The 12,183-nt window shown below is 62.0% G+C and carries 9 protein-coding genes and 1 pseudogene; 8 read left to right on the plus strand and 2 right to left on the minus strand.

Features of this window, described 5'->3' with window-relative positions:
* Window positions 1-39: 39 nt before the first annotated feature.
* The 8 genes and pseudogenes from J8Z04_RS07235 to trpS all read left to right on the plus strand — a co-directional run.
* Window positions 40-285 (plus strand): annotated as a pseudogene (locus J8Z04_RS07235) (exodeoxyribonuclease VII small subunit); the annotation flags it as partial.
* 178 nt (window positions 286-463) lie between these two features.
* Complete coding sequence (locus J8Z04_RS07240; RefSeq protein ID WP_192848476.1) at window positions 464-1,372, plus strand: polyprenyl synthetase family protein; 909 nt, start codon at window positions 464-466, stop codon at window positions 1,370-1,372.
* A 6-nt stretch (window positions 1,373-1,378) separates the two neighbouring features.
* On the plus strand, window positions 1,379-3,337 hold the full coding sequence (gene dxs / locus J8Z04_RS07245; RefSeq protein ID WP_192848475.1) for a 1-deoxy-D-xylulose-5-phosphate synthase: 1,959 nt from the start codon (window positions 1,379-1,381) through the stop codon (window positions 3,335-3,337).
* Window positions 3,337-4,092 carry a TlyA family RNA methyltransferase gene (locus J8Z04_RS07250; protein WP_081563290.1) on the plus strand — a complete coding sequence of 252 codons (756 nt, stop codon included), beginning with the start codon at window positions 3,337-3,339 and terminating at the stop codon, window positions 4,090-4,092. Before dxs ends, J8Z04_RS07250 begins: the two co-directional genes overlap by 1 nt.
* Window positions 4,093-4,164: 72 nt before the next feature.
* Complete coding sequence (gene rlmN, locus J8Z04_RS07255) at window positions 4,165-5,376, plus strand: 23S rRNA (adenine(2503)-C(2))-methyltransferase RlmN (protein ID WP_408610222.1); 1,212 nt, start codon at window positions 4,165-4,167, stop codon at window positions 5,374-5,376.
* A gap of 110 nt (window positions 5,377-5,486) precedes the next feature.
* Window positions 5,487-6,719, plus strand: coding sequence for an argininosuccinate synthase (locus J8Z04_RS07260; protein WP_043557929.1), 1,233 nt, complete (start codon window positions 5,487-5,489; stop codon window positions 6,717-6,719).
* A gap of 86 nt (window positions 6,720-6,805) precedes the next feature.
* Window positions 6,806-7,297 carry an FKBP-type peptidyl-prolyl cis-trans isomerase gene (locus J8Z04_RS07265; RefSeq protein WP_043558393.1) on the plus strand — a complete coding sequence of 164 codons (492 nt, stop codon included), beginning with the start codon at window positions 6,806-6,808 and terminating at the stop codon, window positions 7,295-7,297.
* 103 nt (window positions 7,298-7,400) lie between these two features.
* Window positions 7,401-8,390 carry a tryptophan--tRNA ligase gene (gene trpS / locus J8Z04_RS07270; RefSeq protein WP_086431348.1) on the plus strand — a complete coding sequence of 330 codons (990 nt, stop codon included), beginning with the start codon at window positions 7,401-7,403 and terminating at the stop codon, window positions 8,388-8,390.
* 66 nt (window positions 8,391-8,456) lie between these two features.
* Here the strand turns inward: trpS and lpxB are convergent, their stop codons facing one another.
* Both lpxB and pheT read right to left on the minus strand, forming a co-directional pair.
* On the minus strand, window positions 8,457-9,680 hold the full coding sequence (gene lpxB / locus J8Z04_RS07275; RefSeq protein ID WP_081563289.1) for a lipid-A-disaccharide synthase: 1,224 nt from the start codon (window positions 9,678-9,680) through the stop codon (window positions 8,457-8,459).
* A 34-nt stretch (window positions 9,681-9,714) separates the two neighbouring features.
* On the minus strand, window positions 9,715-12,183 hold the full coding sequence (gene pheT / locus J8Z04_RS07280) for a phenylalanine--tRNA ligase subunit beta (RefSeq protein ID WP_103765184.1): 2,469 nt from the start codon (window positions 12,181-12,183) through the stop codon (window positions 9,715-9,717).

Below are 12,183 nucleotides of genomic sequence, written 5' to 3' on the forward strand. Positions count from 1 at the left end.
CCTGTAAGTTTCATGATCTGAACCCCGGCTGGATAGTTCATGCCCGACCCTACGACGACACAGACAACACCGCTGCACCAGCTTTCTTTTGAAAACGCCCTGGCCGAACTTGAGCAGATCGTCCGCGGGCTGGAAAGCGGCCAGATGAAGCTGGAAGACGCAATCTCCGCTTATGAGCGCGGTGCTGCCCTGCGCCGCCATTGTGAGGAAAAGCTGGGAGAGGCAGAAATGCGTGTGAAGGCCATCGTCCAGAAGGCTGATGGCTCCCTGTCGGAAGAACCTCTGGAGAAGGCAGAACAGCCTGCCCCACGCAGAAGGGCCAACGCCAGCCCCAGGAGGCCATCACCCGCCCCAAAGGAAGGCTGGTCTTCCCCGCCGCCTCATCTGGATGATGAGATTCCATTCTGATAAATCATTGCCTGCACACACTTACGACAGCCACCTTCCGCAAGGAGACTTCCCGATGACCGACAGCCACGCCCTTCCCCTCAAGGATGCCCTCCGCCAGGCCTGTCGTGAGATCGAGGCCAGCATTGATGCTCTCCTGCCGCCAGTGCCGGGTGATGAATCCCTGCTGATCGACGCCATGCGCTATGCCGCCCTGAATGGCGGCAAACGGCTGCGAGGATTCCTCGTGCTGGAGATCGCAGCCCTTTTCGGGGCATCCCGTGAAGCCGCCCTGCGTGTGGCTGCCTCCGTCGAGTTCCTGCACGCCTATTCTCTCGTCCATGATGACCTGCCTGCCATGGATGATGATGACCTCCGCCGGGGCCAGCCTTCCACCCACAAGAAATTCAATGAAGCCTTCGCCATCCTCGCTGGTGATGCCCTCCAGACCAGTGCCTTCGAAGTCCTGCTGGAAGACGCCACAAGTGCAGACCCCGCCATCCGGGCCGAGCTGGCGCTGGCACTGGCCCGTGCCTCCGGCAGTGCAGGCATGGTGGGCGGTCAGGTCATCGACATCCGCGGGGAAGGCAAGGCTCTTCCTCTCGAGAAGGTCAAACGCCTTCATGCCATGAAGACAGGTGCCCTCATCCGCTATGCAGCAGAAGCCGGGGCCATTCTGGCAGGGCTCAAGGCCGATGACCCACACCGCCAAGCCATCGTCCGCTATGGGACCGACCTCGGCACGGCCTTCCAGGTGGCTGATGACATCTTGGACACTACCGCCAGCACCGAAGAACTGGGTAAAACGGCAGGGAAAGATGAAGATGCCTGCAAGTCCAACTACGTCTCGCTGCTTGGCATCGAAGGGGCCCGCAGGGAGGCCCTGCGCCTGAGCGAGCAGGCCCGCCAGTCCCTTTCCTCTTTCGGCCCCCGTGCGGATACGCTCCGTGCCCTCGCTGATTATTTCGTTGAACGCAGGAACTGATTGTTCATGAGCACGTCTTCCTCCATCCCTACTCTGGGCCGTTATCCTCTTCTGGATCGGGTAAGCGTACCGGCGGACATGAAAAACCTGTCCATCGAGCAGCTCACCACCCTGGCCGAAGAACTCCGCTCGGAGACCATCAATGCGGTTTCCACCACGGGTGGGCATCTGGGTGCCTCCCTCGGCGTGGTCGAGCTGACGGTCGCCCTCCATGCAGTGTTCAACACACCGGATGACCGGGTGATCTGGGATGTCGGCCACCAGGCCTATCCGCACAAGATCCTGACCGGCCGCCGTGAGCAGATCCGCACGCTGCGCCAGCCGGGCGGTCTCTCCGGCTTCACCCGCCGGTCGGAAAGCCCCTACGACCCCTTCGGTGCGGCCCATTCCTCCACGTCCATCTCTGCTGGACTAGGCATGGCTGTTGCCCATCACCTCTATGCGGAGGACCATCCTTCCTACCGGGAACGGAATGTCATCTCCGTCATCGGGGACGGGTCCATCTCCGCCGGCATGGCCTATGAGGCCATGAACAATGCCGGGGCCATGGGTGGCAAGGGAGCGGAACGGCTCATCGTCATCCTGAATGACAATGAGATGTCCATTGCGCCGCCTGTCGGGGCCATGTCCAACTATCTCAGCCGCCTGATGTCCTCCCGCCGCTTCCTCACCCTGCGGGACATGGCGGGCAAGCTGGCCAAACGGCTGCCCTCCCGCATTGAGCGCACAGCCAAGCGGGCCGAGGAATATGCCCGTGGCATGATCATCGGCGGCACGCTGTTCGAGGAGCTGGGCTTCTATTACATCGGCCCGGTAGATGGACACGACATGCATCAGCTTGTCCCCATCCTCCGCAACCTGCGGGATGCCGAGGACAAGGGACCCGTCCTGCTGCACGTCATCACGGAAAAGGGCCGTGGCTACAAACCGGCCGAGGCCGCCGGGGACAAATATCATGCCGTCGCCCGCTTCGACGTGGAAACCGGCAAGCAGAAAAAAGGGCCTGCTGGTCCCCCCACCTACACGGATGTCTTCTCCCGCGAGCTGCTCCACCGGGCCAACCAGGATGACAGGGTGGTTGCCATCACGGCAGCCATGCCGTCCGGCACCGGGCTGGACAAAATGGCCCAGCAGCATCCTGACCGCTATTTTGATGTCGGCATTGCCGAGCAGCATGCCGTGACCTTTGCCGCCGGGATCGCCAGCGAAGGGATGCGCCCCTTCTGCGCCATCTACTCCACGTTCCTCCAGCGGGCCTATGATCAGGTCATGCATGACGTGGCCCTCCAGAACCTGCCCGTCCGCTTTGCCGTGGACCGGGCCGGGCTTGTCGGTGCGGACGGCGCAACCCATGCAGGCTCCTTTGACCTGAACTATCTCTGCTGTCTGCCCAACATGACGGTCATGGCTCCCTCTGATGAGGTGGAGCTACTTCACATGACGGCCACGGCATGGGCGCATGACAGCGGACCAATCGCCCTGCGCTATCCCCGTGGGGCTGGTCTGGGCCAGAAACTCCCCGATGAAGGGGAAATTCTGGAAATCGGCAAAGGCCGCATCATCCGCTCCTCCGAAGGAGAAGGCGTAGCCATCCTGGCTCTCGGCCCCCGCCTGCACGAGGCCCTGAAGGCCGCCGAAACGCTGGCCAGGGACGGTATTGCCGTCACCGTGGCCGATGCCCGCTTCGCCAAGCCCGTTGACGGTGCGCTGATCGAATCCCTCGCCCGCCAGCACAGGGTCTTCATCACCATTGAGGATGGCGCACCGGGTGGGTTCAGCACGCAGGTAGTGCAGCATCTGGCCGAAACCGGCCTGCTCGATCAGGTCCGTTTCCGCCCCATGGCCCTGCCGGATACGTGGATCGACCACAACACCCCTGCAGCCCAGTACGAAGAAGCGGGCCTGACAGCCCGTCACATTGCCGATCTGGCCCGCAAGGCCTTTGATGGCAAGGCTGGGGCCTGATGGCCAAACGCCGTGCGGACCAGCTCCTTGTGGACAGGGGGCTGGTGGAGACACGCAGCCGGGCACAGGCCCTCATCATGGCCGGGCTGGTCTATGCCGGCCCGCATGGTGACAGGCCCGTCAAAAAAGCAGGGGATCAGCTCGCTGAAGACATGCCCCTGACCCTGAAAGGGCAGGACCATCCCTGGGTCTCCCGTGGTGGGCTGAAACTGGCCCATGCACTGGAACATTTCCCCCTCTCTGCGGAGGGAAAGATCGCCGTGGATGTCGGAGCCTCAACGGGCGGCTTTACCGACGTACTGCTCCAGAATGGAGCGGCAAAAGTCTATGCCGTGGATGTCGGACACGGCCAGCTGGCCTGGAAGATACGCTCCGATGACCGTGTGGTGGTGCTGGAGAAAACCAACGCCCGCCACCTGAATGCCGAACACATACCCGAGGCCCCGGACATCGTCGTCTGCGATGCCAGCTTCATCAGCCTGAAAACCGTTCTGGCTCCGGCCCTTGGCATGGCAAAAAATGGGGCCTGGGCCGTGGCCCTCATCAAGCCGCAGTTCGAGGCAGGCCGGACCGACATCGGCCCCAAGGGGGTCGTACGGGACCCCGCCGTGCATGAACGTGTCTGCGAGGAAATCCGGGACTGGTTTGCCAGCCTCCCCGGCTGGACCATCCTTGGCCTGGTTCCCAGCCCGATCACCGGGCCCGAAGGCAACAGGGAGTTCCTCATCGCCGCCCGCAAGGACGCCATCGGGTAAGCCCACCCTCGCCCCTCACTTTTCTGACCCGGAAACGGGTTCCCATGCTATAGCCACCACATGACACATCCGATGCCTTCTTCAGCTCCCATTTCCTCCGATGCCGTGAATGCCCTCAACGAGAGCGAGCGCAAACGCATCGAGGCCAAGTCAGCCCTGTTCGCACCGCCAACACCGGTCACGGAGGATGGACGCCGTGAGCTGGTCGGCCTCTCCCGGGAAGAGCTGGCCGGGGTCCTGACCGAGATTGGCGAGAAGCCCTTCCGGGCCAAGCAGCTCTGGCACTGGATCTATCATCAGGGCGTGACGGACTTCTCCCGCATGTCCACCATCGCCAAGCCCTTGCAGGCCAAGCTGGAAAAGCACTTCATCGTCGGCCGCCCCAGCCTGACGACGCAGCAGACATCCAAGGACGACACGCGCAAGTTCCTCTTCCGCTTCCGGGACGGGCAGGAGGCAGAGACTGTCTATATTCCAGACAGGCGGGAAGACCGTGGAGCCGTCTGCATCTCCTCCCAGGTGGGCTGCACCCTGTCCTGCACCTTCTGCCATACGGGAACGCAGAAGCTCGTCCGCAATCTGGGAGCAGCCGAAATTGTCGGGCAGTTCATGGCAGCACGGGACAGCTATGGCGAATGGCCCAGCCCCAAGGGGGACACGCCCCGCCTGCTCTCCACCATCGTGCTGATGGGCATGGGAGAGCCGCTCTACAATTATGAGAACGTCGCCAAGGCCATGAAGATCATCATGGATGGCGAAGGCATCGCCCTCTCCCGCCGCCGGATCACGCTCTCCACCTCCGGCGTCGTGCCCATGATGGACCGCTGCGGTGATGAGCTGGGCATCAATCTGGCCATTTCCCTCCATGCCGTCCACAACGACCTGCGGGACCAGCTCGTACCGCTGAACCGGAAATACCCGATCGAGGAGCTGATGGCCGCCTGCCACCGCTATCCGGCCGCCTCCAACTCCCGCCGCATCACCTTTGAATACATCATGATCCGGGACATGAATGACAGTGATGCCGAAGCCCGGGAGCTGGTGCGGCTGATCCGTGGCCTGCCCGCCAAGGTCAATCTCATCCCCTTCAATCCATGGCCGGGATCGGACTTCCGCCCCTCCACACGGGAGCGGCTGGCCAGTTTTGCCCAGATCGTCATGGATGCCGGTTATGCCGCCCCCATCCGCATGCCCCGTGGCAAGGATATCCTCGCCGCCTGCGGGCAGCTCAAGACACAGAGCGAGCGGAAGCGGCAGGCCGAATCCCGCAAAAACGAGGCCTGAGCCTTCTCTTGCGGATATGGGCCTCTGGCCCAATGGCCTGACAGCTGTTACAAGACCATAATAACTTAACGATATCTGGTTCTGTCTTTCAGCAGAGGTATATAACGATCATGAGCAAAGCCTCAGGCATCAAGAAAGTCGTTCTGGCCTATTCCGGTGGGCTGGATACGTCCGTCATTCTCCGCTGGCTTCAGGAGCATTATGGCTGCGAGGTTGTCACCTTCACGGCTGATCTCGGTCAGGGGGAAGAGCTGGAACCCGCACGCCGCAAGGCTGAATCCCTTGGCGTGAAGGAAATCTTTGTCGAAGACCTGCGGGAAACCTTCGTCAAGGACTACGTCTTCCCGATGTTCCGTGCCAACACGGTTTATGAAGGCCAGTACCTGCTGGGCACCTCCATCGCCCGCCCGCTGATCTCCAAACGCCAGATCGAGATTGCCGAGGCCGTCGGTGCGGACGCCGTGGCGCATGGTGCGACAGGCAAGGGGAACGACCAGGTCCGCTTCGAGCTGGCCTATTACGCCCTGAAACCGGACGTGAAGGTTATCGCCCCATGGCGTGAATGGGACCTGACCTCCCGCACCAAGCTGCTGGACTTTGCCGAGAAGAACCAGATTCCTGTCACCAAGGACAAGCGGGGCGAGGCTCCGTTCTCCGTCGATGCCAACCTGCTGCACTCTTCCTCCGAAGGGAAGATTCTGGAGGATCCCTCCCTGCCGCCGGATGAGATCGTCTTCCAGCGCACCATCTCCCCGGAAGCTGCCCCGGACAAGGCAACCGAGATCACCATCGACTTCAAGCATGGTGACCCGGTGGCCATCAATGGTGAGGCCCTCTCCCCGGCCAATCTGCTGGCCCGCCTGAACGAGCTGGGCAAAGCCAACGGCATCGGCCGTCTCGACATCGTGGAGAACCGCTTCGTCGGCATGAAGTCCCGCGGCATTTACGAGACGCCCGGCGGTACCATCCTGCTCCAGGCGCACCGCTCCATGGAGTCCATCACGCTGGACCGTGAAGCTGCCCACCTCAAGGACAGCATCATGCCCCGCTATGCCGAGCTGATCTATAACGGCCTGTGGTTCTCCCCGGAGCGTCACATGCTTCAGGCCCTGATCGACAGCAGCCAGAAATCCGTCAATGGCCGTGTGCGCCTGAAGCTCTACAAGGGCAATGTCATCTGCGTGGGCCGCGAAAGCCCCGACAGCCTGTATGATGCCCGTGTCGTGACCTTCGAGGATGACGAAGGTGCCTACAATCAGGTAGATGCACAGGGCTTCATCCGTCTGAACGCCCTGCGGCTGCGGCTGGGTGCCAACAAGGGACGCCGCGGCGGCACACCCTGAGCCTGCCGTCTCCACCGGGTCTGACGGCCCGGTGGTGCCCGCCTTTTCCTCCCAGCTTGCAAAGAGGCATTTCCATGTCCCGTTGTCTGCGTTCTTTCTTCCGTTATCTGCCGGTCTGCGCTCTGGCTGGTCTGCTCGGCCTGACAGGCTGCTCTGGCGACCAGAAACCGGACCTGACACCCCAGCAGTTCATGGATCAGGTCTACAAACAGCCCGGAGTGCAGAAACTGCCTGATGGTCTGGCCTACAAGGTCCTGAAATCTGGCCCCAAGGATGCGCCCCACCCACAGAAGGGAGCCACCATGATGGTCATCTATGAGGGCCGCCTGCCAGACGGGGGCATTTTTGATGCCTCGGAAATGCACACCGGCGCCGCCTACATGGAGATGCCTCTTGATGGTGTCATCGACGGCTGGATGGAAGGGCTGCCCCTGATGCGTGTTGGCGATACGTGGGAGCTCTATGTCCCGCCCCAGCTGGGGTATGGCAAACGGTCCATGGGGATCATCCCGCCCAACAGCCCGCTGATCTTCAAGATCCAGCTTCTGGGTGTCGAGGATGACAATTCCCTTCAATAAGGGCATAGCCTTCTGCCATCTGCCCAGCCAGCAGGGTTTTCCGCCGTCCCCTCACCTCTGAGCGGGGCGGCTTTTGTCTTTTCCTTCTGTCAGGACCATGTTCATGCAGCGTGTTTTTTCAGGAATCCAGCCAACAGGCATTCCCCATCTGGGCAATTATCTCGGAGCCATCCGCAACTGGGTCACCTTGCAGAAGGACCATGACTGCCTGTTCTGCCTTGTGGACATGCACTCCCTGACCATGCCATGGTCCCCGGAGGCCCTGCGTGAACAGACACTGGCCTCCACTGCCTGCCTTCTGGCCTCCGGCATCGACCCGACCCGCCTGTACAACCAGTCCGCCGTCAGTGCCCATGCCCGCCTCGGCTGGATTTTCAACTGCGTGTCCCGTCTGGGCTGGCTGAACCGCATGACACAGTTCAAGGACAAGGCAGGCAAGAACCGGGAAAACCATTCCGCTGGCCTGTATGTCTATCCCAACCTCATGGCGGCGGACATTCTGGCCTTCCACGCCACACGGGTGCCCGTGGGTGACGACCAGCGGCAGCATCTTGAGCTGGCCAATGACATCGCACAGAAGTTCAACCACGATATGGGTGTCGAGTTCTTCCCGCTGATTGAACCGCTCATTCCGCCTCATGCTGCCCGTGTGATGAGCCTGCGGGACGGCAGCAAGAAGATGTCCAAGTCCGACCCGTCTGCCCAGAGTCGCATCATCCTGAATGATACGGCAGACGATATCGCCCAGAAGATCCGCAAGGCCCGCACGGATGCCGAACCTCTGCCCTCCGAGGAAGCCGGGTTGGAAGGCCGCCCGGAGGCCCGCAATCTGCTGACCATCTACGCTGCCATGTCCAACAGGACGTTGGCTGACGTGCTGGGCCAGTTTGCCGGCCAAGGCTTCGGCACCTTCAAGCAGGCTCTGGCTGACCTGCTGGTCGAAACACTGGCCCCCGTGGCCGATGAAACCCGCCGCCTAATGGATGACAAGGCTCACCTCATGCAGGTCCTGCGCCAGGGAGCCGAACGGGCCCGTGCCGTCTCGGAACCGATTGTGAGCGAGGCAGAAAAGCTGGTTGGCTTCCTGCGCTGAAAGCACTCCCAGGTTGCCATCCTTCGGCATGAAAAAAGCCTGTCCCCTGACAAGGACAGGCTTTTTTCATGAGCGCCGCAATTCGGACAATGGCGTTTCCATCAGTGCCAATACCTCTCTGGCCGCTGACATGGCAGGCAGCTCCCCGCCCGGAGCTTCCAGCATGGCCAGAATATCGGCAAAAGCCTCCTGCTGGGCCTGCCGCTTTGCCCCATCTGTCAGGAGAGAAGTAATTTCATCCGCCAGTTTCTGGGGAGTACAGTCATGCTGGACCAGTTCTGGCACGACTTCACGCCCTGCCAGAATATTGATCATGGAAATGAAGGGAAGCCGCAGGAAAAGCCGCCCCAGCAGGGCTGAAAGCGGATTGACCCTGTAGGTGACCACCATGGGTACCTGCCCTATGGCCAGCTCCAGAATGGATGTACCCGATTTGGTCAGGGCACAGTCAGCAGCCCGGATAGCATCGTGCTTGTCCTCCGTATCCGTCAGGATGGAGGGGTGAACCGCCCAGTGCCGCACCATCTTTTTCACGAGTGGGGCCATGCCCGACGTGGCCGGAATGACGGGCTGAAGATCGGGGAAACGTTCATGAAGAATTCCGAGAGTCTTCTCAAAAACAGGCAGCAGCTTTGGGACCTCGGAGGACCGGCTGCCCGGCATGAGGATCAGAATAGGGCTGTCCGACCGAATATCATGCCGTTTATGGAAACGCTGTGCCTGACCATGCGCCACGCCCGATTGCAGGATGGGATGGCCGACAAACCGGGCCTCGGGCAGGCCCCGTTCAGCAAACCATGCTTCCTCAAACGGGAAAAGGCAGAGCAGCCTGTCCCACAATCCCCGATACCCTTTGACCCGACTCTCCCGCCAGGCCCATGTCTGCGGCGCTACATAATGCAGGCGCCGGACATTCAGCTTGCGGATGCGCCGCAGAAGCCGGAACGAAAAACCCGGGCTATCAATGGTGATGACAATATCAGGACGGCGCAGCTCAATATCCTGCTCAGCTTCCAGCAGCCTCTGTGACAGAAGGCGCAACCGGGGCAGGACTTCCATGAACCCCATGACCGTCAGGTCTTCCATCGGGAAGAGGCTCCGCAGGCCCCGGGCCTCCATCCGCCCTCCGCCAACACCAGCAAAGACCAGCATCGGGTCAATGCGGTGCAGGGCCTGCATCAGACGGGCCCCGATACTGTCCCCACTGGGCTCACCGGCCAGAATCCAGATCACCCGGCCATGGTGATGAAGGGGAACCTCACCCTCTACAGGGGCACTCTCATCCACCATGGCAGCCTCTCCTTCTTTCCCGCCGTTGCAGGGCTCAACGCCGCAGCGTTGCCCCCGTCGCCTTCTGGACGGCACTTTCTACAGCCGTCATCAGCGCATCAAGCTGAGTATCCGTCAGGCTGTCTTTCTGCGGCTGGAGGGTCACCTCCACTCCCAGAGAGCGATGCCCTGCCGGAACGGAGCCACCTTCAAAAATGTCGAAAAGACGCACATCCGTGATCAACTTGCGGTCTGCCATACGGACAGCCTTCAGCACATCCTGTATCTGCACCTTTTCATCAGCCAGGAAGGCAAAGTCACGACGGACAGGCTGAAGGACCGACAGCGTCGGGGCAGCCTTCCGCTTCACCTTGGGCAGCGGAACCCTGTCCAGCGTCATCTCAAAGAGCGCCACCGTGCCGCTCAGGCCGAAGTGACGGGCCACACGGGGGTGCAGCTCACCGAAGCTGCCCAGCACCAGCTTGGGCCCCTGCCGCACGACACCGGAACGCCCCGGATGGTAATAGCCCGGCGCATCCGCCGTGCTGCTCAGGGAAGCCTCGGCCACACCGAGAGCTGCAAGAGCCGCCATGAGATCGGCCTTGGCATCCATCCATGATGGTTCCTCGGCAGACTGACCCGGAGCTCGGCCACTCACGCCACCCCGCACACCAGCCAGCACCATACGGGTGCCCTGCTGCCCGAAGCAGGGGCCAAGCTCGAAGAAGGAGGCATCCCCGCTGAAGCCCTGCCCGTGAGCCAGATTCCGCCCAAGGGCACGCAGCAGGTTGATGATTGGTGTCGGCCGCAGCTGGTTCAGGTCCGTTGCAATCGGGTTCAGCAACCGATCCTGCTCCCGTCCTTCTTCAAACAGGGCAGCATCCTGATCGGACACGAAGGAAAAACCAACGGTCTCCATCAGGCCACGCCCCGCACACAGGCGGCGCAGAAGGGCTACCCGGGCCTGCTGTGGTGTCACCGCTGGAGCAGGCACCATATGGGCACGGGGCAGGGACAGGGCCGGAACTTCATCCAGACCACGGATGCGCAGAACCTCCTCGACCAGATCGGCCTCGGCTTCCATGACCTCCACACTGGCGGCAGCCCGTTCGGCCACAGCGGCATCGAGCGTGACAGCCTGTGCCAGGCCATGCCCTGCCGCCACGTCATTCCGCCATGACGGCACGGAGAACACGGCCTTCTCTGCCGTGCGCTCCTGCACCTCAAACCCCAGGGCCTCGAGGATGTCCACGGCCCTGTCCGCCTCGATCTCCAGACCGCCCAGCGAGGCCAGACGCTCGAAACGCAGGCTGGCGGTTCTCTGCCATGCCGGTTCCGCCCCCGCCTCGGTCACCTCACTTGGCGTGCCGCCACACAGCTCCACGATCAGGGCCGTGGCGGCTTCCAGACCGGAACGTACGAGAGCCTGATCCACACCACGCTCGAAACGGTAACGGGCATCCGTCTGCACCCCAAGGCGGCGGCCTGTCAGGGCAATACGCACCGGGTCAAACAGGGCGGATTCCACGAAGACATCGACCGTCTCATCGGTCACCGCACTGGCCTCACCGCCAATGATGCCCGCCAGCGACTGCACCCCGGCCTCATCCGCAATGACGAGATCATCCGTGCCCAAAACCAGCTCCTGCCCATCCAGCGCACGGAAATGCTCCCCCGTGCCGGATGTCAGGGAAAGCCTGTCACCGGTCAGGCGGGCGGCATCAAAAACATGCAGCGGCCGCCCGACATGCATCATCAGATAGTTGGTCACATCCACTAGGGCGGATTGCGGCCGCAGCCCCACGCTCTCCAGACGACGCTTCAGCCAGGCCGGGCTGGGGCCATTCTTCACGCCACGGATCAGCCGCCCCGTAACATAACGGCAGGCCGGGTGGCTGATCTCCCACTGGATCGGGCTTTCACCCTGCCCTTCCACCGTCTCCGTCAGCCACGGCTTCAGGGTGCCCAGCCCCGCAGCGGCGAGGTCACGGGCAATGCCCCGGACGCTCAGCGCATCGCCACGGTTGGGCGTGATGGCAATCTCGATGACGGGGTCATCCAGCCGGGCATGGCGGACATAATCCTCACCCAGCGGAGAACCATCAGGCAGTTCAGCAATGCCATTGGACTCCTCACCGATCCCGAGCTCCCGCAGGGAGCAGAGCATCCCGTTGCTGGCCTGTCCCCGAATCTTGCCGGGCTTGATCGTCATGTCACTGCCGGGAATGTAGGTCCCCGGCGGAGCGAAAATGACATGTAGCCCCGTGCGGGCATTCGGCGCACCACAGACGACCTGAACGTCCTCGAAGCCCTGACCGGCTGAGACACGGCAGAGCTGAAGGCGGTCTGCATCCGGATGGGGGGAAGCCTCCAGAATCTTTGCCGTACGGAACCCGGCCAGACGTTCCGTCGGGTCATCCACGCTTTCGACCTCAAGGCCGATGCGGTTCAGCGTCGTGCATATCTCGTCCAGAGAGGCGGTAAAATCGAGGTGATCCCGCAACCATGAGAGTGAAAATTTCAT

Source organism: Bombella apis, from assembly GCF_018221685.1.
Classification (GTDB): domain Bacteria; phylum Pseudomonadota; class Alphaproteobacteria; order Acetobacterales; family Acetobacteraceae; genus Bombella; species Bombella apis.